At 48.3% G+C, this 20999-nt stretch carries 21 protein-coding genes and 4 pseudogenes; 4 read left to right on the forward strand and 21 right to left on the reverse strand.

From position 1 onward, the window contains the following. Together IAE50_RS24285 and IAE50_RS24290 are read left to right on the forward strand one after the other, a co-directional pair. A partial coding sequence (locus tag IAE50_RS24285) for a type II toxin-antitoxin system RelE/ParE family toxin (RefSeq protein WP_234467320.1) occupies positions 1–249 on the forward strand: 249 nt, incomplete at its 5' end. A 76-nt stretch (positions 250–325) separates the two neighbouring features. Then, a complete protein-coding gene (locus IAE50_RS24290; RefSeq protein ID WP_200581531.1) occupies positions 326–694 on the forward strand; it encodes a helix-turn-helix domain-containing protein in 369 nt (122 codons plus the stop codon). Positions 695–970: 276 nt separating this feature from the next. Here the strand turns inward: IAE50_RS24290 and IAE50_RS24295 are convergent, their stop codons facing one another. The 6 genes and pseudogenes from IAE50_RS24295 to IAE50_RS24320 all read right to left on the reverse strand — a co-directional run bounded on the left by IAE50_RS24295 (position 971) and on the right by IAE50_RS24320 (position 6264). Further along, on the reverse strand, positions 971–1450 hold the full coding sequence (locus IAE50_RS24295; protein ID WP_200581532.1) for a SoxR reducing system RseC family protein: 480 nt from the start codon (positions 1448–1450) through the stop codon (positions 971–973). A gap of 388 nt (positions 1451–1838) precedes the next feature. Beyond that, complete coding sequence (locus IAE50_RS24300) at positions 1839–2864, reverse strand: ExeA family protein (protein ID WP_200581533.1); 1026 nt, start codon at positions 2862–2864, stop codon at positions 1839–1841. Continuing rightward, a pseudogene (locus IAE50_RS24305) lies at positions 2797–4423 on the reverse strand (IS481 family transposase). The gene IAE50_RS24300 and the pseudogene IAE50_RS24305 overlap by 68 nt, the downstream one beginning before the upstream one ends. Then, positions 4407–4967: a recombinase family protein gene (locus IAE50_RS24310; RefSeq protein ID WP_200581534.1), complete on the reverse strand. Its 561-nt coding sequence runs from the start codon at positions 4965–4967 to the stop codon at positions 4407–4409. The pseudogene IAE50_RS24305 and the gene IAE50_RS24310 overlap by 17 nt, the downstream one beginning before the upstream one ends. Positions 4968–5203: 236 nt before the next feature. Then, positions 5204–5704 carry a DUF6622 family protein gene (locus IAE50_RS24315; RefSeq protein ID WP_200581535.1) on the reverse strand — a complete coding sequence of 167 codons (501 nt, stop codon included), beginning with the start codon at positions 5702–5704 and terminating at the stop codon, positions 5204–5206. Between the two features lie 56 nt (positions 5705–5760). Next, the gene (locus tag IAE50_RS24320; protein ID WP_200581549.1) at positions 5761–6264 is read right to left on the reverse strand and encodes a helix-turn-helix domain-containing protein; all 504 of its coding nucleotides are present in this window, start codon (positions 6262–6264) and stop codon (positions 5761–5763) included. Between the two features lie 142 nt (positions 6265–6406). Between IAE50_RS24320 and IAE50_RS26250 the strand changes: the two are divergent. Next, positions 6407–6502 (forward strand): annotated as a pseudogene (locus tag IAE50_RS26250) (hypothetical protein); the annotation flags it as partial. A 1095-nt stretch (positions 6503–7597) separates the two neighbouring features. Here IAE50_RS26250 and IAE50_RS26255 read toward each other — a convergent pair. The 5 genes and pseudogenes from IAE50_RS26255 to IAE50_RS24355 all read right to left on the reverse strand — a co-directional run. Further along, positions 7598–8029, reverse strand: a pseudogene (locus tag IAE50_RS26255) (integrase core domain-containing protein); the annotation flags it as partial. A gap of 55 nt (positions 8030–8084) precedes the next feature. Further along, positions 8085–8582 carry an inositol monophosphatase family protein gene (locus tag IAE50_RS24340; protein ID WP_375288082.1) on the reverse strand — a complete coding sequence of 166 codons (498 nt, stop codon included), beginning with the start codon at positions 8580–8582 and terminating at the stop codon, positions 8085–8087. Next, positions 8575–8856: an inositol monophosphatase family protein gene (locus IAE50_RS24345; RefSeq protein ID WP_200581537.1), complete on the reverse strand. Its 282-nt coding sequence runs from the start codon at positions 8854–8856 to the stop codon at positions 8575–8577. Before IAE50_RS24345 ends, IAE50_RS24340 begins: the two co-directional genes overlap by 8 nt. Further along, on the reverse strand, positions 8846–9646 hold the full coding sequence (locus tag IAE50_RS24350; protein WP_200581538.1) for a glycerophosphodiester phosphodiesterase family protein: 801 nt from the start codon (positions 9644–9646) through the stop codon (positions 8846–8848). The genes IAE50_RS24345 and IAE50_RS24350 overlap by 11 nt, the downstream gene beginning before the upstream one ends. Before the next feature lie 105 nt (positions 9647–9751). Continuing rightward, positions 9752–10546, reverse strand: a complete 795-nt coding sequence (locus tag IAE50_RS24355) for a DeoR/GlpR family DNA-binding transcription regulator (RefSeq protein WP_234467322.1) — start codon at positions 10544–10546, stop codon at positions 9752–9754. Positions 10547–10927: 381 nt separating this feature from the next. Between IAE50_RS24355 and ugpB the strand changes: the two genes are divergently transcribed. After that, positions 10928–12244 (forward strand): sn-glycerol-3-phosphate ABC transporter substrate-binding protein UgpB, encoded by a 1317-nt coding sequence (ugpB, locus tag IAE50_RS24360; RefSeq protein WP_200581539.1) that lies wholly within the window; start codon positions 10928–10930, stop codon positions 12242–12244. A 770-nt stretch (positions 12245–13014) separates the two neighbouring features. On the opposite strand, the gene IAE50_RS24365 is transcribed toward ugpB, so the two are convergent. The 10 genes and pseudogenes from IAE50_RS24365 to IAE50_RS24405 all read right to left on the reverse strand — a co-directional run. Next, on the reverse strand, positions 13015–13380 hold the full coding sequence (locus IAE50_RS24365; RefSeq protein ID WP_200581540.1) for a hypothetical protein: 366 nt from the start codon (positions 13378–13380) through the stop codon (positions 13015–13017). A 583-nt stretch (positions 13381–13963) separates the two neighbouring features. Then, a complete protein-coding gene (locus tag IAE50_RS24370) occupies positions 13964–14404 on the reverse strand; it encodes a PIN domain-containing protein (protein WP_200581541.1) in 441 nt (146 codons plus the stop codon). Next, a complete protein-coding gene (gene vapB, locus IAE50_RS24375) occupies positions 14401–14631 on the reverse strand; it encodes a type II toxin-antitoxin system VapB family antitoxin (protein ID WP_200581542.1) in 231 nt (76 codons plus the stop codon). The genes IAE50_RS24370 and vapB overlap by 4 nt, the downstream gene beginning before the upstream one ends. A 753-nt stretch (positions 14632–15384) precedes the next feature. Continuing rightward, on the reverse strand, positions 15385–16080 hold the full coding sequence (ompL, locus tag IAE50_RS24380) for a porin OmpL (protein WP_200581543.1): 696 nt from the start codon (positions 16078–16080) through the stop codon (positions 15385–15387). Positions 16081–16160: 80 nt separating this feature from the next. After that, positions 16161–17426 (reverse strand): oligosaccharide MFS transporter, encoded by a 1266-nt coding sequence (locus IAE50_RS24385; RefSeq protein WP_200581544.1) that lies wholly within the window; start codon positions 17424–17426, stop codon positions 16161–16163. A gap of 4 nt (positions 17427–17430) precedes the next feature. Next, positions 17431–18528 (reverse strand): BNR repeat-containing protein, encoded by a 1098-nt coding sequence (locus IAE50_RS24390; RefSeq protein WP_200581545.1) that lies wholly within the window; start codon positions 18526–18528, stop codon positions 17431–17433. Beyond that, entirely contained in the window at positions 18506–18742 is a 237-nt protein-coding gene (locus IAE50_RS24395) for a hypothetical protein (RefSeq protein ID WP_200581546.1), read from the reverse strand. Before IAE50_RS24395 ends, IAE50_RS24390 begins: the two co-directional genes overlap by 23 nt. Before the next feature lie 445 nt (positions 18743–19187). Beyond that, a pseudogene (locus IAE50_RS26260) lies at positions 19188–19301 on the reverse strand (AbrB/MazE/SpoVT family DNA-binding domain-containing protein); the annotation flags it as partial. Positions 19302–19949: 648 nt separating this feature from the next. Next, on the reverse strand, positions 19950–20441 hold the full coding sequence (locus IAE50_RS24400) for a mannonate dehydratase (protein ID WP_309228111.1): 492 nt from the start codon (positions 20439–20441) through the stop codon (positions 19950–19952). Between the two features lie 3 nt (positions 20442–20444). Continuing rightward, positions 20445–20999: mannonate dehydratase (locus tag IAE50_RS24405; protein ID WP_234467323.1), on the reverse strand; the 555-nt coding region annotated here is incomplete at its 5' end.

Consider the following 20999-nt stretch of genomic DNA (forward strand, 5'->3'; position numbering starts at 1 on the left):
GAAAATTGCGCCGATTGCGAGTCGGGGGGATTTCGATTGCGAGCCACTACAGCTATCATTGATGCAATCGATGATTTAGCAGCAGAACCGCAGAAGCCTAACCTTGATATCAAGAAATTGACTGATAACAAGGATGATGAATACAGGCTACGTGTGGGAAACTACCGGGTTATATATACAGTAGATGGTGGGAAGCCCAAGATTCTAACTATAAAGAGTGTTGAGCGCCGCAACAGCAATACATATTAATAAAGAGGCGGGGAAACCCGCCGACCTTTAGACCCCTTAATTAGCAGTAAACGGTCAAACTAAGCGAGGATTTATTATGGCTATTGTTAATTACGTGACAGATGAGAGAGGAGTTCGTATATCTGCTGTCGTGCCTATCGATCTTTTTGAACGCCTCATTAGTTTAAATGACCGTAATGAGCTAAATGCAGGTGATGATAAATTAAGAGGGAATGAAGACACTCTCTTTCCTCATGAAGTAGTCAGTATAATGGTACGAAAAAACATTGGATTGCTTGCTGCTTGGAGAGTTTATCGAAATTTGACACAAACAGAAGTTGCGGACTTAATGGGAGTAAAACAGTCAAACATTGCTCAAATTGAGAAATCAGATAATCCAAGGCGAGAAAGCATTGTCAAATTATCTAAAATATATAATTGTGAACCAGAACAGTTAATAGAATAATTGTTTTTTTGCAAAAACCCCGGCATTCGGGGTTTTATATTATATATAACATGTTGAATTATAAAGTTAATTCATCCACGAATACTTTTCATACGGCTGTTGGACCGGGTATATCTGCCGTCATGTCTTCTGTTTTTTTTATGTTTTTTCTTTCGAATCAATTCCCCGGCAGCATAATTGCTAAATTTTTATGACCATATATTAGTCAAAAGAGCCACTAAAAAGTGGCTCTTTTGACTATGCTATGAATTAAAATGAATTTTTAGAGAAAATCTATTACGCCATATCCCTATATTTTGCATTTATGATTTCATTTATTTCTATCACCGCTTTGTTTCCGTGTTTAATATGTGGAATAACCAATTCACTGGTTTTTGTGAACCTATGCCCTACTCTGACACGATAGGATTTTGTTGCCCAGCTTATAAATCCAGTGTAGTAATTAGCATCGGATATATCCCTCCATGTAGTTCCAATAACACCTTTAGTCCATGGAAAAATCCCCTTAAAGAGATAAACGCCATCATTGTTTATATATAGCTTGAGTGTTTTTATAAACATAACTTTAAGGATAAAGATTAAAAATGACAACGCTATTAAAATATATCCTAAAATTGAGGCGGCAGGAGTTACTGATCTGGATATAGAGAAACCAACCAGCGTAATAACTATGAATGTAAGAAAGGGGACTACGTATGCAAGCCACGACATACGATACTCATGGGATTCCCCTTGTGAAATGCCGGTATTTTCCATTCCTTTTTTCCGTATTAATGAGTTGTCCCTCAATAATATAACGGCAAAAGGCCAGGCGCTACGTTACTAGTGCATCAAACGAAAATAAACCAGTGACCAACAAGAAAACTACCCTTCACCAGTGCTGCTCAAGGGCCGGTAAGCCCGGGTATGCCTGCCGTCATTTTCTCCTGTGTCCCTTTCTTCTTCGTATCAGCTTCCGATAACCCTTATCTGTAGCGGCTCGCAATCGAAATCCCTCCGACTCGCAATCAGCGCATATTTCGGCTCACATTAACTGCAAATGAAAAATGCCACCGGCTCACATTAAGTGATAATGGGCTCGCATTTATCCGGCCCGGCTCGCAATCCATTCCACCGGGCTCACAATAACTGCAAATCAACTTCGTCATGTCGGCAAACCGACTGCCAGCATTCTGTCGCGTAGCTCGGCTGTGCGGGCGGGGTCTAACTGATTGTTAAATAATGCCCTGATTTCAGCAGGTTTTGCATCGAACTGCTCCACCATGTCCTTCAGCCGGTAACCATGCCGCGTGAGCGTCGGCTCCAGCTCATCCAGCTGGCGTGACAGGACGGATTCAACCAGCGTGGCGGTAATCGGCTTTTCACCTGTCTGGTATCCTGCTTCCATCGCCAGCGTCAGGTGCAACTGGACCTGCAGCGGTGTACGAAGTTTCATCGCCAGCAGGTCAACTGCTTCGGTCGTCAGAATATCTTCCGGCTTACCCTTGCCGGTGCTGGTCTTCAGCAGCCACTGGATATATTCACGCTGGCTGCCAGTGATCCCGTCCAGCGTAAAAATATCGGTACGATAACCGATTTCCTCCATCGTCGGACGACGCAGGTCATTACGCAGTTTTGGGTGGCCAGCCAGAACGACGGACAGCCGTCCACCGCCGTCTTCAACCACTTCCATCAGCCGCTTGAGCCCCGTCAGTGTATGACCGTTCAGGTCATGCGCCTCATCAACAAACAGTGCCACCGGACGCTTACCTTTTTTGACCAGTTCCTGCAGTTCCCGCTCGCGGCGTTCACCCTGTTTGGGGATCTGCACCTGCTTATCCTGCGCCAGATCGTAAAACAGGGCGTTAATCAGCGTGGCGAGCCGGACACTCTGTTTGTCCACCGACAGGGAGCGGGCGACAATAATTTTGTTTTCATCCATCAGTTGCTGCTGCAGACGCCGCAGGGTGACCGTTTTGCCACTTCCCACCACGCCACAGACGGCTATCAGTCGTCCTTCGCGTATCGCCCCTTTAATGTCTTTCATCAGCTGCTTATGGTGAGCAGTTTCATAATACCCCGCCTGTTCAATAGACTGTGTCAGTCCATAATGCTCCATCACTTCAACCCGCATGGTCTTCTCCTGATTGTCTGTTACGAAAATAGTCTCTGATGCGGGCGAGTACTTCACTACGGTTTAGCGTCTCAGCCAGAATACTGTCGATATACGCCCGGTCTTCATCCAACATCCTGGCCAGCGGTATGGCCAGATCGTCGGCAATTGCCAGTTTTGCCGCAATAACGGTGGGAAAGTGGTATTCAAATTTTCTGGCATCAAAGGGCTGATGCGGCAACTCATCAATGCGCTGCTGAATGTCATCACTGACCACGCGGAGATCGCTGCCGGACAATGCGCTGATGGGAATGTTAAGCTGTCTGGCCAGAGCATGGATACGATCGGCCCGTTCAGCCGCTTTACCGCGCCTGCGGATAATAAGGCCCCCATGTTTCACCGGTAAACTCCACATACATTTCCTCGTCAAACAGCCCCCACAGCAGAATGACGGTTTCACCCGCCATATCCGGTTCAACCTCCCATGCGGTGCCATCTATCGTTATCCGCGCATCAACACCCACCCTGCGGGATTCCGGCTCCCGGGCAAATCGACAGTATTGTTCCCAGCTGCACATATCTTTCACTCCTTCCGGGGAGATATTTGCCAGCCAGTCTTCCAGTCGGGAGTGTTTCTCGCTGCGGTGACGCTGCGCGTTATAACGGCTCAGATAGTTCCAGAGCCATTCGTTGGCCTGCAGCTCCGTTTCAGGTTTATGGAAATGGTACAGGGTTTCATGCGCCTCCTTGACGGTCCGGAAAGGACGTTCGACTTTACCTTTGGACCGTGCTGTCGTACGGGTGCCGTCCTTGCCTGCCGGCGTATGCGTCAGCCAGTCAACCTTCAGGGACTGCATCACATTCTGGAATACATGGCTTTTGGCCACCGGTCCGTTATCGAGGTACAGCATTTTCGGGCGGCCCTGGAAAGGAAAATCAGGTCTGGCTTTTGGCGCCATGGCGTTAAAGAGAAATCGCAGCGCTGATTCCGCATCCTCACCGTACACACACCGGTATTCCTGGTATGTGACACCACTCCGGTCATCCACCACGCTGAACAGCATCAGCGTGGGTTCGCCTCGGGCAGGATCTACCCAGTCAGGCCGTTCAATATGTTTGAGATCGGACGGTGACATATCAAACTGCCAGCAGTCATTGCTGTTTTCAGCCTGAAATCTTACCGCCGGAGGCTCCCGTAACAGGCGGGGCTGGTCGAGACGCCAGCGGGAAAGCCAGCGATTAACGGTCTGCTTACGAAGCAAACCCCTGGGACTTTTTATCAGTCCCTGAGCCGTCTCAACTCCGTGCTCTTCCAGCAACTGTATTGCCCGCCCGGTTGACAGATGGCGACCGGATTTATTCGTCGTTCGCAGTTTCAGCGCGGCAATCAGTTCACAGTAATGTTCCAGTTCCGACGAGGGAAGTATCCGGGGCTGACCATGATCGCGGCGGTGAACTGTGCGTGGTCTGAGAACCAGGCGAAGGGCGCGATAGACCGTCGTGACTGAAATACCATACAACTGAGCGGCCGCGGCAATCTGGGTGGCACGTTCAGGGCTTTTTGGCGGCAGGCGATCGAGCCGTTGCCGCAGCTGCAACAGGGAGTCAGCCGGGATAACGCTACGCCGGCTGCTCATAATTCTCCAGCGCCCGGTAGACTGACGCCCTCCCGATCCCGAGCTGACGGGCAATAGCCGTGGCCCCCATCTTCTCCGTGTTGTACAGGCGCCAGACCTCTGCAGGGTCTATTGAGGGCTTTCTTCCACGGTACACGCCCCGCGCTTTAGCCGCGGCAATCCCTTCCATCTGGCGTTCACGTCGCAGATTGGTTTCAAATTCAGCAAAAACGCCCAGCATATCGAGGAAGGCTTTGCCTGCTGCTGAACGCGTGTCCACTGGCTGTTCTGTTGCCCTGAGTGTTACACCCAGCTGATTCAGGGCGTACACGATATCCTGCAGGTCCTTAATGCTGCGGGCCAGGCGATCCACGCGGGTCACCATCAGCGTATCACCGGGGCGCAGGAACTCCAGCAACAGCTGCAACTCGCTCCTTCCGGTCCGGCTGCTTCCGCTGGTTTTTTCTGCACGAATGATTTCACAACCGGCAGCGCGGAGAATTTGTGTCTGCAGGGTAAGATCCTGGTCACTGGTTGATACGCGGTCGTAGCCGTAAAGTGCCATAATGATGAAAACTGTCTCGTTTAACTCTAGATGATGAAAACTTACCACCAGGATGAGACGAAAACAACCCAAATGAGACAGAAAAACTGTCTCACGGAATTGTTTTTTTGGGGTTTACCCTAACTGGACGACCATCGCTTACCACAGGAGAAAATTTCAGTTTCATCTGGCGTAAGCCAACAACAATTGATAGCGGGTCGGAGGGGCTTCAATTACAGGCAGTTACGGTTAATCATTCATTTTTTGCTGTACCAGGGTATGAAAAGTCTCAGGGTCCCCCCCCAGAATACGCCATCAACAAGTCCCGTCACACCGCCAAACAACATACAAAAACTTGCGGATGCCCGTAATCCCGGCTGCAGATAAATGGCTGAAGTAAGTATAAACTTCATGCAAAAAGTAATCACAATCAGCCCCAGGGTCAGCGGCGTCCCGGCCCTGATAATCATGCCCGGATTATCTGAATTTCTCAGCGGTGGCTGTGAGCACCACAACCTGTATCCAAGAGCGGTACCTGCGGGCAGTCCAACTGCCATCATTGTAAGGCTTGCGCCAGCAAGTGCTGTCTCAGTGATAACACCATATGCCCCCCAGACAAGAAAAATCACCGGAAGAAAAAACAACCGTCTGATTGTCATCTCCCGGTCATAAAGAGCAGCAAAGCCGCGTCGCAGTAAAAAAGCCAGCAGGATCCATACCCAGACGGGGGTATCTCTTAAAAAGAGTGCAATATCCATAAGTTGTCCCGGTTACGAAAGTTAATCTTTTTCAGTACAGGTGAATCGGCACACCATTAATTTTCGGTGGTTTTGTTATCCGGTTTTTTATTTTCTGACCGAAGAATTTTCTGCAACCTGCGTTGTTGCCATAAGGCGATTTTCCCTCGCATGATAAAGACGCGTATTCCCCTGAATATGACAAGTCCTCCCCATATGACAGCTACCACAACGGACCAGTAACTTTCCGGGGTAAACTGATAGTTAATTATCATTAATGCTGTGCATACCAGAACAGCAGTAACCAGAATCCGATAAAACCTGGTTTCCTGCGCTACCTGAATTTTGGCTTCGCTGATGCGTTCATCAAGAGCCTGGCTGGCAACGTAAGTCTCTTCCGAGAGATCAGAAACATTTACACCAAAGGCTGAAGCAATCGCACTGAGTGTTTCCAGACTCGGTTTCTGGCCTTTTTCAGTTCGCTGCACGGTCCTTACAGAAAGAGAGGCCACTTCAGCCAGCTGTTCCTGCGACCATGCCTTTGTCAGACGATATGTTTTCACTTTTTCAGCTACAGTCATCATTGTTCCCGTTCTCTGCAATGCCTGTGATAATACTTGCACATCAACCCGGCACCGTATGCGACACCACCATGACAGCAAAGCGACACGCCAGTGACATAAGGTCGGAACCCGGCATATAACGGGCCTGGTTAAGGACCAGAAGATACATTTATACCAGACGCTGGCAATGGATGCAGGATACCAAACACATGGGAAACCGATAATCGCCACACTGTCAGAGTCGGCGCTTTCTCGTTAGATAGACCCAGCCCGCACAGTCGAACTACGCGACAGAATACTGGCGGTTAGTTTGCCAAAATGATGATATTGATTTGCAGTTATTGTGAGCCCGGTGGAATGGATTGCGAGCCGGGTCGGATAAATGCGAGCCCATTATCATTTAATGTGAGCCGGGGGTGTTTTTCATTTGCAGTTAATGTGAGTCGAAATATGCGCTGATTGCGAGTCAGAGGGATTTCGATTGCGAGCCGTTACACTTAACGAACAAGAACCTCACGCGCGTCTTTCATCAGGGTCCGAATCGATGACGATTCATCATGGCCGTTTATAGTACCGCAGTCTCTCCCCTTTATTTTGAGCAGGCAGAAACCTTGCATACCGGCGTTGACATGCCGGGGAAGCCCTTATAGTACAATAATTTTCGATATCCAAACTGACCCCTTTCATGCATATTCTGCGCAATGACAGCCCCTTCCTAGCCATATCCTGCGCAACGCTAGCCTAGTTAGAATAAATTAATTAACGTTTAATATAAAACTTCAGCACACATCATGTATGTTAATTTTAGGGTACTTACTTTGTTAATCATTTGTATCACCTAAAACCCGCATGGGTATAATTATTATCATTAAATTTATAGATTCTTGTTTTTTTATCAAAAAAAAGACTTTTTTAAATTAAATCACCATCCCAAAACCTGAGCCACATCAAATAATTGATGGCGAAGTTACTCCACATCAAAAGCCGGACTTTAATCGTCACTCTATTTCTTTGAATAAAATGGTTTTTTAAGAAAATCCAAGAAAAAAGACCGTTTTTATTTTTTTGTTTGATTGGCGCCATTTATTAATGTTAATTAATTGTTCGGTGCAGACAATGGTTTTTTTATATATAAACTGATCAAAAATCACAAGGCAGCCTAGTCGGATTTTTATTCATCTTGCCACTCCAGGGTTTAATAGCAGTCATTAATTTAAGAATTTTTAAATATCGTAAGGAGCTTTTTATGAAGAAAAGATGACTCCACACTTGCCGTTCAGTCTGCATCAAGCGGTGCCGGTGATACTAACAGCGCTGCACAAAACGTTGGAATTCAGATTTATCAAAACAATCAGGCGGTAAAAGTCAACGGCAATTCGGAAGGTGTCATCCAGCCCAGTGCAGAATGGGGACGACTATGGTTATACTGTAAGCGCTAGGCCTCGATTTTGCACCGGGCATCCTCCAGAGACATGAGCCAGTTCTCGTTCAGACATTCCTGCCTTAATCTGCCGTTGAAAGACTCCACAGTGGCATTGTCCGGCGGTGTTCACGGGCGAGAGAAGGCGATCCTAATCCTTCTTTCATAAGCCCATTTATCCAGCATTTTCCCTGCAAATTCATAACCATTATCAGTTTTCAGCAACTGTGGTAAAGGACGCCTCTGCGCCAGCATCCTGCCCACTTCTGCCGAATGCAGATTCTGCTCCACGCAGATCTCTAGGCATTTGCGGATGTAAAGATCGATAACCGTGAGCAGGCGCAGCGGATGCCCGTCAAACAGCGTTACCACTGCTGAAGCTCTGCGGCTGAGCGTATCCAGCAGTGGCGCACTTTTTTCACGAAGGCTTCACTGCCACAGGCAAAGCGCAGCTTGGCGTTAAGTCCCGTCTGATCCCAGTCGATAGTGTGCACAACGCCGAGGTTTGCCAGTATCGGCAGCGCCCCATCAAGTCCCAAGTTGCGTCAACCAGCGAGAGATACCCATAGGTTTCCCCCATCGCGACTTCAATCAGGGAGAGCGTCGCCGAACCGTTGAAACGGAAGTTGAACTTCAGTTCATCCGAAATAAAGCACAGCGCTTCCAGCCGTGCATCTGTTCCGATTGAGGGATGCCAGCTGAGGCCCGTAGAGACTTTCGCAGCACCGAAAGGCGCAGCGGGCATCATTGGCGTGCCGTTCAGTTTGGTCCCCAGCCCCTGACCACCGCTCAGCATCAGATTACGAACCGGTGCGAAAATCACACCGAAAACCGGACGGCGGTTTTCATACAGGCCAGTAGGGACAGCCCAGTTCTGACCACCGCGCACAAAGTTAAAGGTACCGGGATCAATCACCCAGATGCGCCCGGAACTTCCGGCGATGTCGCCGCCTTCCTCCCCCGTAAACGCCGTCGCCCGGAAACGCTTTCATCAGGCTTGCTGTCAGGAAATGCTCTACCTGCCGGTCGGCTTCCGTCACCAGATCGAAGTTACCTTTCTGCTCAACTGGCAGGGTTGCCTGCGAACGGAACTGCGCGAGTGTGATTTCACCCGCATTGCGCGCGATCACTTCAACGTCTGATGCGAGCGAGCAGACCGATGCCAGCACCGCTGTTTTATTAACGGCCATAAACGTCTTTCCGTATAGCAGCAACCAGCGCTACGTCATTACACATAATCTGATCCAGCAGCTCTTCACGCACCCACTCTCCAATCTGAGCACGAACGTCAACGCCGTATTCAAGCAGCGCTGCAATGTTTTCCTGCGGAAAATAGAGGTTAGAGGCGATCCCTGCCTCATGCAGCAGGCGAGCTTCATACTGTGAGAAATGCGGTATTTCAAGGCTGATCGCATCAACGTTGGCTTCACGCGCAAAGTTAACCGGGTCGATCAGGCGGGAATGTGTGTGCCCGATGGTCGGGACTTCAGGGATGACTTTCTTGATGTCGCGGATCTGCACCAGGTCAAAAGAAGAGAACTGGAGCCTGTCGGCGCAGTCGAGCTCATCAACCAGCGCACGCAGCGCGGCAAACAGCTGTTCATTCTGGGTATAGGTCTTGAGCTCGACCTGGTAAACAATATCCAGCTCACGCGCCAGCTTTACCGCTTCGCGAAGAGAAGGCATTTTTTCACCGGCAAAATCGGCGCTGAACCAGCTGCCTGCATCAAGACGCGACAATTCATCCCACTTCATGGCTGAGACCAGGCCGCGACCGTTAGTGGTCTTATCAACCGTTTCATCATGGATGAGCACCAGCTCACCGTCACGGGTCATCAGCAGGTCGGTTTCACAGATGACGCCTGCACCACCGAGCTCGTGTGCTTTGCGAAACGCCGCCAGTGTATTTTCCGGTGCACCAAAGCTGTGACCACGATGCCCGGCAACCCGAACCTGACCTGATTTTAACAAGGGATTCATTCTCTGTTCCTGTTAACTGCACTTTGCACTTTTACAGTCACAGCGTCCTGACGACACCACTGTGGCCTCCATCCGGTGCGGCGCAAGTCAGGTGATGCAGCCCCGTCAGTTTCGTGATGGGGTGGCAGTCACAAATTTTCTGCGCCACTTGTCTGGTACTTTTTCAAGAAAGCCCTGGGCGCCCTTGTCCGTGATGATGACGTCTACATCATCTATCCGGGTGGTCACCGAGAGGCTCGACTTCGTGAACTTCGAGTAGTCGGCCACAACAATCACCCGGCTTGATACTTCTATCATTGCTTTCTCAACGCTGGCGTTCAGGGGCGTAGTGGTGCATATCAGCCCGCGCTCCAGATCCACCGATGCTGCATTGAAAAACAGCTTGTCCACGTTGAACTGGCGGATAAAGTTTTCAGCCAGTGGCCCCCTGAAGGAGCGGTTCGCATAGGTAAATTCACCGCCGACGCTGTAAAAATTCTGCCGCTCAGCACGGGTCATCTCATTAATGATATCCAGACCATTTGAGATGACCGTCAAATCCGTCCGCTCTGCCAGCAGTTTGGCTATTTCAAGCGTAGTGGTTCCTGCATCCAGTAGAACCGCATCACCCTCTGCGATCATCCTGACCGCTTCTGCGGCAATGCCCGCTTTTTGTGGCTGCCGTGACACAGCGCGTGTGGCATGCGTTGGGTCTTGCGCTACCTGGTTCATGCTGACAGCTCCACCGTGCGTTCTTCTCAGCAAACCTGCCTGTTCAAGCTCGTCTAGGTCTCTCCGGATGGTCGCAACGGAAACGCTCATACGTCGTGTCAATGTTGTGATGTCGAGAAACAGCTCTTCCTGTAACAACTCAACGATCTTTCTCTGGCGCTCTTCTGCAGTATTCATCAAAGCTTTCATCCCATATTCCACTGATTTGTTCCGAGAATATGAGCGAGTTACACCATGCGTCAATCAATGTCTGAAATGGCATGGTTTCACTGGTTTGATTGTGAATACTCAGTGAGTGTTTGTGAGCGTATGAGCGAAAAGAATCCCAGTCAAGCTGGATGATCATGAAGATTTTATTACTTTAATTCAGTTATATATTTTTCAAACACCTATCAAAAGAGCACTTTTTGTTAATTTAAAGACATCTGTTTAATGAGCGATAACAATCACATATTCTTTGCTTTAGCCTTGAAATATTACTGCAGTTATTCTTTCATAAACTGTTGCCATGCTACGTCGCGAACAAACCATGAATGATTTCGCTCATAAATTTCTAAACAGGAAAACACTATGTCCGCGTTTAATTTTCGTCGTTGCCTGATGAGTACAGCGCTGGGGCTGGCTATCAGCGGTAATGCGCTTGCCACTACAGACATTGCGTTCTGGCATTCTATGGACGGTATCAATGCCCAAAAGCTGGACTCGCTGGTAAAACGCTTCAACGACTCACAGTCCGACTATCGGATTGTGGCCTCTTTTAAAGGCGCGTATGAGCAGAGCCTGGCGAACGGCATTGCTGCCGTGCGCAACGGTAATCCTCCGGCGATTTTGCAGGTATGGGAAGTCGGCACAGCTACTATGACCTCATCGAATGCGATTGTGCCGGTTTATAAAGTATTCCAAGACGCGGGCGTACCGCTGGATGCGAACGCGTTTATCGCACCGGTGGCGGGCTTTTACAGTAACTCACAAAACCAGCTGATCTCGATGCCGTTTAACAGCTCTACGCACGTCATTTTTTACAACAAAGATCTGTTCCATAAAGCCGGTCTGAACCCGGATCATGCGCCGAAGACCTGGCAGGAACTGGCGAAAGACGCAGATGCGCTGCACAAAGCCGGTGTGACGTGTGCTTATGGTACGAGTCGTCTGGCTTTCCATCAGGTCACCAGCTACAGCGGCTGGAACGCACTGCCGCTCTCGACAAAGAATAACGGTTTTGACGGCCTGGACACCGAGCTGACCTTTAACAACCCGGCGGTCATCCAGCACATTCAGATGCTGAAGGACATGTACAAGAAAGGCAACATGACCTATCTGGGCCGAGCGGAAGAAGCGGCAGCGAAATTCCAGAGTGGCGACTGTGCCATCGCAACCGGTTCCTCGGCTTCGCTGACGCTCATTTTGAAATACGCCAAGTTTGACTGGGGCGTGGGCATGATGCCTTACGACGAAAACGTCAAAGGCGCACCGCAGAACTCCTTCGTTGCCGGGGCAAGCCTCTGGGTGATGAAAGGTAAGGATGCTGATACCTATAAAGGTGCGGCGAAATTCATGCAGTTCCTCGATCTGCCAGAAAACGCCGCTGAGTGGCATCAGAAAACCGGCTATCTGCCGGTGACAAAAGCAGCCTATGAACTCACCAAGCAGCAGGGCTTTTATAAAGATCATCCGGGCGCAGAGGTGCCGCTTCAGCAGCTGATGAACAAGCCACCGTTGCCTTACACCAAGGGATTCCGCCTCGGCAACATGATGCAAATCATCTCCGTTATTGATGAAGAGCTGGAACCGGTCTTCCTGAACGACCAGAAGCCGGAAGTCGCACTCAATAATGCAGTAAAACGTGGCAATGAACTGCTGCGTCGCTTCCAAAAACAGGTGAAGTAACTTACCGGCTAACACACAGGACCAGCCCTGTACTGGTCCTTTTTTTATCCTGAAATTCAGAGTCAGCTTGTCATTACGACTCGTGTTTCGCACCAGCGCACTTCCGTATCTTCTGATTGAATCGCCACGGGTTTAACAGACACCTCAGAGTCATTTAAGATGACTTAAAGAGAGGTGCTCATGAGCGGTAAGCCATGCTGCCGGTTGCACCGCTGGCGATGACGGGTTGGCTGAGTGAACTGCTCCCCTGGCGCGTAGCACTGTCAACTGAATAACCCGTCCCCGTCAATACGGTTCTCGCTGGACGCTTACCACCATGCCGGAGTTCTGCTTTTTTAAGAAAGGTCAGCACATCGCCGCCCTGAAAAGATCTGACACGGAGAAATCCCCCAACTGACCGGTGAAGGCTGGGAAAAGCAGTTTGAAGAGGTTCGCCCCGCCGATGCCGAAAGCGCGCTCACCAGACTGGCGGACATGCGGAAAGAGGAAGTGACGACGGAGCGCGCTTTCATAACAGATTCCGTATTCAGCAGCCTCCTCACAGCCCAAGTAGCGGCGTGCCCGTTTTCAGGGCAAAAAAACGCCATCACGGCGGTACAAAGAGGAATACTGTGACTCTTGCTTTTATCGCAGTAAGCCGGAGACTCAGGCCGGTTTTAATCGTAAAAAAGAGCAGCACGATAACAAGCGTAAGCGGGGAAAATATCGTTCTCATGCCAGGTCGCCTCAACAGGAACGGCTGTCCCGTCACCGAAACAAGAACCAGCCGTTTATTGGCAGAGTGTTTTCGCCACGTCATCCAATTCACGATCATAGCTTGCACGTTCTCCCGTGCTCAGAAAGCCTTGCTTCTGCACTAATCTGTCAACATCACGACGCACCACTTCGACACGCTGCCATAGTTTATCGGCTTTTGGCTGAGTCAGGACCCGGGCCTTACGTGCGGTACTGATATCCGCCTGCAGGATGTTAGAGCGCATGGAAATATGGGCCTGAAGCGGATCTGAAACAGATCCCCCCGCCTCGCCCTTAATCAGACGCTGTTCTTTGATATTACAGCCAGGATAACTGGGCGCGGTCAGAGCCGCATCTGACAGAAATGGAATCACAAGCAGGGAAAGAACCATCGTTTTCATCAGTATCTCCGGTAAAAAAACATTTTCAGCCAGCCGGACGTTTATCCGGCTGGCCGGCTGAAAAGAAGCAGTAAAAACCCTCCATCTTTCTTAGCGGGCTGAAGAATCAGCTCTCGTTCACAGGTTACGGCAAACGCGCCGGCTCCTGCAGGAGAACAGCCCGTTTTCAGCATGAAAGAAAAATGCGGCTCTGCAAGCCTGAACTCGCTGCAGAAGGCAAAAAATGGCTACTGTCCGGGAAACGAATACATTCAGGTGTCTCTATGGTCAATCATCAGTCCCTGCAGGAGGCATAACGGTTATCGGCCGTATTGCCGCGGGCGTAAGTCCGGAGGCACAGTTTTTTCCGTACCCGCCAGGCATCACGCTTTTAACATAACAGTGCTTACAGGCCCCGCTGTACGGCCTCTCAGCGCGATCCTGCAGCGAGAAGGCCGCTTACAACAGCCCTCCCCTGCCTGAACCCCGGAAACACTCCTAATGATTCTGGCATAATATTCGTAACCAATAAGCGCATACCCTGAATCACTTAAAAGTGTAACTCTCAGGGTGTGGATGACTATATCTGGCACAAAGCGGACATTTATTCCTTCAAATCTGACTGAGGCGATTTAACCCAGTCCTCAAGGATCAGATCCGGCACCCGCTCAAACTCCCGCGTATTATTCGTCACCAGTACGGCGCCAGCCGCGATGGCGTGTCCTGCAATTGCCGTGTCATTCGGCCCAATAGGTGTCCCGGCTGCGGCCAGTGCGACCTTGATTTCAGTCGTGGTATCCACTGCTGCGCGATCCCAGGCGAGAACGGCATCGAGGCGGGCGCAGAACGCGTCAACCAGCTGGGCATGACGCTGCGAGGCTTTCTTACCTACCGCACCGAAGCGCATCTCGGCATAGGTGATCGCCGACACCACGATACGGTGGTTACGCAGGACGGCCTGCTCCAGACGTTTCAGTACCGCTTCAGGCTGCTCGCGCATGATGAACGAGCAGATAGAGGTATCCAGCATATACGTTTTATTCACAGGTCAAATCGTCCTTCGTCGGTGACAACGTCCTCGCGCTTCGCCATAAAGTCCGGATCGGCTTTTTCGAGCTCAAGAAATGAACCCCATGTCGGCCGGACGGGACGCAGGATGATGCTGTCCCCCTCCCGGACGATCTCCAGCTCGCTCACTCCCTCAAAATCCAGATCGCGGGGCAGGCGGATGGCGCGGTTGTTACCATTTTTAAATATTGATACGGTTCGCATGGTGTTTCTCCCGATATTCGGACCTCTCCGAAAGGTGTTTATACGCCGGGTGTGCGCATATGCTCAGTATAGGCAGTAATTTAGCATTTGTATAGGGTAGGCATATGCATATGCTAGAGGTATGTGTGCGCATGGCTTATCGGATATGTGGCATATGGATATGTCAGGTATAGGGTCTCTTCTCTCATTTTCCGCTGAGATCCGAAAGCTGGTAGTTCCGAAACCGAGTAACACAGAAGACAAGAATGTTCCTCTGCCGGAGCATCGCAAAAGGGCTTTGAACGAAATTGTATGGTGCGAAACAACGTCGTGACGGCAGGATCAAGGGCCATTAACTCCCTGAGGAAAAAGCAGTAAAGAGAACACGTCAGGAAATTGAGATCAGCTTCAGCTGATCTGGCCCGCCAGGAAACGAAGCAGCGCACCGGTAATGAATGCTGGACAGTGGCCTGTGCCTTGCAGCCAATGTGAACGCCAAAATTGTTGGCCATCTTATATCACAGGCGCTTACAGTCGAGACAGACGCCGTTTTCTTACTCCGGGCCACGCTGTACATATGAAATTACTGATCCCATTGTGAAACTGGAAGCCCCATCAGCATCCGCAGTGTGTCAGTTCCGGTGGAGAGCGCTCAAAAACTCCGCAACAATCTGCCTCAGGATATCTGCCGGTACATTCTGAATATGTAGCTATGAAGCGAAGCGTATTCCATCGTTATGACGGAATACATTACTGACCCAAATAAATAATTACCTAAAAATAATATCTAATCCCTACCCTGAAACGATATTGTTCACGTTCGTACTGATCCCACCGATCAAGCCATGATACCTCGACATAAGGCTTCCACCGTGGTGTCAGGGTATAAGTCAGCTTGTTATTAAGCTCCCAGTTATGATCTTTCCCGTTTTTACTATGGAAATCATTAACATGAATAAAATAATCCGGCTCAAAAGTATAGGTCCATTCTTCATTAATTTTGAGGTTCCAGTACATAACAAACTGATGTGTGCTGTCCTTATTTTTACTACCACTAAGATCCACGCTATCATAGTTTTTATTATTGTATCGATATCTTAATGTGACATTAAAATCAGGCGTAAATTTATAGTTAAAATCAACATATGGCGATACAGTTGAACCATCGGTGTTGTCAGTGAGAATAAGCGCGGGTGAGACAGTGAACTCCGTGGTCGGCTTAAAAAGCGGATACCATCCTTCGAGCTCATTATAGCTGTGCTTAAACTGATCTAGTTTACCGGTATTGTAAGCATTAGTTAGCATAATGCCTGCACCATCATTAAAGTTATATCCCCCCCGCAGAACAAATTCATGCTGCTCTGAAGCGGTGTTAAAAGCTTCACGACCTTCAATCCACGCACCAGCCGCGAAGGCTGAAATAGGATGAATAGCGCTGATAATAAAAAGGAGAGGTAGGTTTACTTTCATTTTTATTCCTGAGATTTGAGCATTAGTTTTTGTGACGCCAGTCTTGTTGAAGGGCGGTATTAATATTAAAAGATAAGTTTTTATTTTATTGCCTTAACCTCTTCTCTTGCATTGTGTATTGATTCCTCAGTCGATAAAGATTTTTGTTTTCCTAAGAATTTAATCCCTGCAAGCGTGATTAACCACGCCACGCAGCCCATAACCATATATGTGGAGGCGAAGCCATGTTTGTCGTAAAAAAATCCCGCCAGTGGATTTATTGCTGTAATCCCGAGATAATTAAAGCATCCGAGTATCATATAAATGGTTCCGGTGAGACGCTTATCGAAATGCTCGGCGAGAAATTTAAAAATTGAAACCAGTAGCAGCGCCATTTCCAGCCCATAAAGCGGTTTAATGACAATTATCATCCAGGGATCAGTTGCAAGGGCAGACAGCACAAGACGGAGCCCAATAACAAATCCAGCAAGAAGAAGACCGTTGCGGGCTCCTATCCGGTTTACCAGAAAAGGGATTGAGAACATCAGCAAAAATTCACATGCTGACTGAACAAATCCCATATACCCCAGTACGGCATTACCTGTATGATGGTCGGTAAAGAACGTCACAAAATAACGTGGAAATTGTTGTTCTGCGCTTTGCATCATCCAGATAATACCTCCATAAAACAGCATCAGAACCCAGAAGCTGGCATGACGGAACAGCATACGGACATCTTTGCGGTTTACGGGATCTTTTCTTGATGCATTAACTGCCTGCCAGTCAATACCGTCGCCCTGTGTTTTAAGGGTAAAAAGAATGAGTAAAACAGCAACTGCACCACAGGAAGTAATGATGAAGTTAAAATGAGGATTGATATTAAATAATTGCCCGGAAAAAATAGAAGCGATCGCCCAGCCAAGAGACCCCCACATTCTGACCCGGCCGAATTCAAACCCGAATGCCCGGCTGTATCGGTCAGCATATGTTTCAAAAACCAGTACACCCGCCAGATAAGCTGTGCCCAGATACAACCCTCCGAGAAGCATGCCTAAAACCATGCTGGTCATCAACAGATACTGATATATATAGATAAAAAATGGAGCTGCGAATACCGAAGCAATAGCCACGCAGATTAACAGAGATTTTTTTAATCCAAGTTTATCCATGATGAAGCCAAACACCGGCTTTATTACGAGTGCAAACAGCGCATTTACAGACAGGGTATAGCCTATCTGTGTACTGGTAAAGCCAACATTATCTCCAAGCCAGATAGCCAGAAATGACCAAGTTGTTGACCATGAGAAATAAAAAAGGAACAAACAAATGCTTATCCGCATGTAAGCGCTTTTTGACGCTGAAGACATAGTTTTAATCTCCTTTTCCTTCCGGGAAACATTCGGTAGTTACCAGGGTTAACATACTTGGACGTATACTTTTTCCTGAAGAGATATCTCGTTGAATAGGTAACGCTTCCCAGCGCAAAAAATAAGATGGGGACGATTGGTACAGCTCAGGTATAATCTGCACTTTTGCCTCCGTATCAAGTCCTTCGTAGGGTATATAAAAACGTTCAGGAAGAGGTGAGACAGGTCCTGAATAAGTCTTTATGACATCCAGCGTTTCTGGATCCAGAAACCAGCTTCCACTCTCACCGGTGGATAATCTGAAATCGACAATAAGATGATGATCTTTTAAATAGGGCGCAGAGATAATGACATCAGGAGGAATTGAACCCATCCCACTAAATTCCCAACGAAATTCCCAGCCGCTGATTTGTTTTATCAGCCATTTATTCTCTTGCGGTCTGGCAATCCAAGCCTGAGAAAAACCTTTTTTATCATAACGGTGATAGGTAATTAACGGCTTACCTTTGGCACTGAAACCAATATTCTGGCTCATATTTATCAGCCCGTGTTTTACAGGACTGGCATCGATAATTTCATCTTTCTGCAAGGTGATTGGAACGGATAAACGATAACCGTCATGTGAATACCATTTGAATAGATCCGGACTGCATGCATATGAGAGATCATGGCAGGTTTCGCAATGGGGTGTATCTCTCCACATCCAGATCATGTGCCATTGATTATCCGGGCCAAATACGGGTAAACGGGCGTATGCATTTTTGAGGCCTTCACCACTTAATAATGGATTGTCCTGCAATCTGGTCCATTTGTTTTCATCTTCATTCCAGTGGTTATAGATATCGTCACCGTTTCCACTTTCTCCATCACGATAACGAAAAAAGAGTTCTCCATTTCTGCCATAAAAAAATAACGGATACGTGGCGCTGTCTTCCCGTTGTCCGGTCATTTCCCCCTGAACGAGGGAATGAATGTCGTAAGGTTTAGTTGAGTGGAACCAGACCATTTTATCTTTATGCATATTCCCCGAGAGATGTATATGTCCTTTATTATCCATTGCCAGAGTGAGGTAATTGTGACTATCGAATTCTGTTTGATGCATGAATCTTTTTTTCGGGTAACCACTGGCCTTTCGGATGACTTATTTTCCATCGCCCTTCCTTGATGTTCCTGCTTGCTACCGTTATGGAATGATTTTCATCATAATAAGCAACATATATTTTATCTTTCACCAGAAGTGCATATTCCACTGTGAAATCAGAGCAACAAGGTCCAATTTCAGATATTTTGGCTTCTTGATGTATTTTTAGCTTCATTGTAATTCCTCTATTTTACCTTGAAATCCTCCGTTGGATTAAATGTTATCCATTCATGAGGTTACCACTAGCAAACTGAACAATGCTTAAATAATAAAGCTTATCAGTTTATAAATTGTTAGCTACATCACAAAGAAAGTCTGATTGCTGTATTTTCTTTTCATTTTTTAGATATATTGTCCACCAAGAGTATTATATGTGTATTAAATTTAGTTTTGTTGTCTTTTTCTTGGGTGTTGACTAACTTATATATGAATCGGTATTTATTTAGTGGAGTCAGCATGAATAGATGCCGACGTAGTCGGTTCTAATCAGTGTCAGTCACGTCAAAAACGTGAAGTGTATTTTCCTGACTATTGTGATTTTGACATAAAATTAATAAAAATGGCAAAAATGCGAAGGTAACGTTAATTCATGTCCTATGTTTAGGGAGTGAATGAGTGAATATACGGGATGCACGCCGGACGATCTCCAGTTCTCTCATCCCCTCAAAATCCAGATCGCGGGGCAGACGGATGGCGCGGTTGTTGCCGTTTTTAAAAATTAAAACTGTGCGCATGGTTTTTCCTCATATGCTGAGTGTGCCAGGGAGTATTGTCGCATAGGTGAAGTATATGCCTTTAGGATTGGTTTGTATATGTTATACATATGCAGATGCCTAGCATATGGGTATGTATAACCTATCCTCTTTTTTCTCTTTTCACCGGAGATCCGGAAACCCTGAGTTCCGGATCTTCACCAAAGCTCGCGTCGCTCAGCGGCTCATAGGCACAATATGTGCCGCTCCGTCAGCTGCATTTTCTTTTATATATTGTTTTTATCCCCTGCTCCGTGACCGCCCGCCCGGTACCGGACAAGGGCGCTTTGCTTATTCCGTATGCGTGGTACACCTCCAGAAACCTGTGAATGAGAGAAAAATCGGATCACCTCCGAATCGGCATCCGGTAGTTTAATGTCGTGATTATATATCTGATTATTATTTCATTATGTGGAATTCCAAGTACGTCTTCGAGTACATTGAAGTGTTATACAAACGGGGCCGGTGCCGCAATACTTAGCACGTTTGCCTAAGGATAAAGGACAGCTCCTAAAATACGATTGTCATAGGTGTCTTGGGTTGAACAATTACCGGCAGGCATGCCCTGAGCCAGCCGGTATAGGTTTGTTGTAGAAGGCGACTAATTCCGCCTTAAAAGTGAGAACTTTTCTATAAATGCCCTGCTTCCATTGCTTCCAGCAGCGCAGTAATGTAGCCGTAGCAATAGCTGAAGGCGACGCCGACCGGATCGCGACCGCTGATGGTCGGCACATGGTCGGGCATAATCATCCACGGATAGCCCACTTCGCGATAGGTTTTTAACGACTGCACCATATCCATATCGCCTTCATCGGGGAAACGCTCCATAAAGGACAGTTTGCCGCCGCTGATATTACGGAAATGGACGTTGAAGATTTTCTGGCGCGAGCCAAACCAGCGAATAATATCGTCGATTTCGTCACGTGGGTTATCCAGCATTTCCGCAATAGAGCCCTGACAGAAATTCAGACCGTGGTATGGGCTTTCACGCATCGTCACAAATTTCTTTAAGCCTTCGACGGTGCCCAGCACGCGGGTTACGCCTTTATAGCCTGGCGGGGTGTAGGGATCATGAGGATGACAGGCAAGGCGCACGCGGTTGCTTTCGGCGACCGGGATCACCCTTTAAAGAAAATAGTCGGTGCGTTCCCAGTTCTCGTCTTCCGAAAGCTGCCCGGCAAGGCCGGGGGCCGCGTGATGATCAGCTTTATCCCAGCGCCAGGCTTCGTTGAGTGAGCCTCCGCGCCCGCGCTCCATCTCCGTACGCGGAATGCCGATCAGATTGAGGTTATATTTGGCGGCAGGAATACCTGCTTTACCGATATTCTCAATCATCTGACATACGTTATCGATTTGCCGGTCCCGATCGGGGCCCGCCAGCAAAATATCCGGATAGGAAGCTTCTTCGACCGGCCGTGACGACATCGGCAACTGGATCATGTCCAGTACCAGACTAAAACTTTCCACTTTTTCCCGGTGGCGCAGGATATCGTCTAGGGTCCAACTGGTGGGTTTGCCTTCAGGATCGGCGCAAATATGTTTGATACCAAGCTGTGCCCATACGCGAAAATCATCGTCCTCACGGGCGTCTACTTGTGTGCCAAGGTACATGCCGCAGGTCTCCTTATTTGTAGTGGCTCGCAATCGAAATCCCCCCGACTCGCAATCGGCGCAATTTTC

Source organism: Kosakonia sp. S42 (assembly GCF_016624785.1).
Classification (GTDB): Bacteria; Pseudomonadota; Gammaproteobacteria; order Enterobacterales; family Enterobacteriaceae; genus Kosakonia; species Kosakonia cowanii.

Coding starts and splice junctions, on each gene's coding strand:
- IAE50_RS24290 (WP_200581531.1), top strand. CDS start 326: ATGGCTATTGTTAATTACGTGACAGATGAGAGAGGAGTTCGTATATCT.
- IAE50_RS24295 (WP_200581532.1), bottom strand. CDS start 1,450: ATGGAAAATACCGGCATTTCACAAGGGGAATCCCATGAGTATCGTATG.
- IAE50_RS24310 (WP_200581534.1), bottom strand. CDS start 4,967: ATGGCACTTTACGGCTACGACCGCGTATCAACCAGTGACCAGGATCTT.
- IAE50_RS24315 (WP_200581535.1), bottom strand. CDS start 5,704: ATGGATATTGCACTCTTTTTAAGAGATACCCCCGTCTGGGTATGGATC.
- IAE50_RS24320 (WP_200581549.1), bottom strand. CDS start 6,264: ATGACTGTAGCTGAAAAAGTGAAAACATATCGTCTGACAAAGGCATGG.
- IAE50_RS24345 (WP_200581537.1), bottom strand. CDS start 8,856: ATGGCCGTTAATAAAACAGCGGTGCTGGCATCGGTCTGCTCGCTCGCA.
- IAE50_RS24350 (WP_200581538.1), bottom strand. CDS start 9,646: ATGAATCCCTTGTTAAAATCAGGTCAGGTTCGGGTTGCCGGGCATCGT.
- IAE50_RS24355 (WP_234467322.1), bottom strand. CDS start 10,546: ATGAAAGCTTTGATGAATACTGCAGAAGAGCGCCAGAGAAAGATCGTT.
- ugpB (WP_200581539.1), top strand. CDS start 10,928: ATGTCCGCGTTTAATTTTCGTCGTTGCCTGATGAGTACAGCGCTGGGG.
- IAE50_RS24365 (WP_200581540.1), bottom strand. CDS start 13,380: ATGAAAACGATGGTTCTTTCCCTGCTTGTGATTCCATTTCTGTCAGAT.
- vapB (WP_200581542.1), bottom strand. CDS start 14,631: ATGCGAACCGTATCAATATTTAAAAATGGTAACAACCGCGCCATCCGC.
- ompL (WP_200581543.1), bottom strand. CDS start 16,080: ATGAAAGTAAACCTACCTCTCCTTTTTATTATCAGCGCTATTCATCCT.
- IAE50_RS24385 (WP_200581544.1), bottom strand. CDS start 17,426: ATGTCTTCAGCGTCAAAAAGCGCTTACATGCGGATAAGCATTTGTTTG.
- IAE50_RS24390 (WP_200581545.1), bottom strand. CDS start 18,528: ATGCATCAAACAGAATTCGATAGTCACAATTACCTCACTCTGGCAATG.
- IAE50_RS24395 (WP_200581546.1), bottom strand. CDS start 18,742: ATGAAGCTAAAAATACATCAAGAAGCCAAAATATCTGAAATTGGACCT.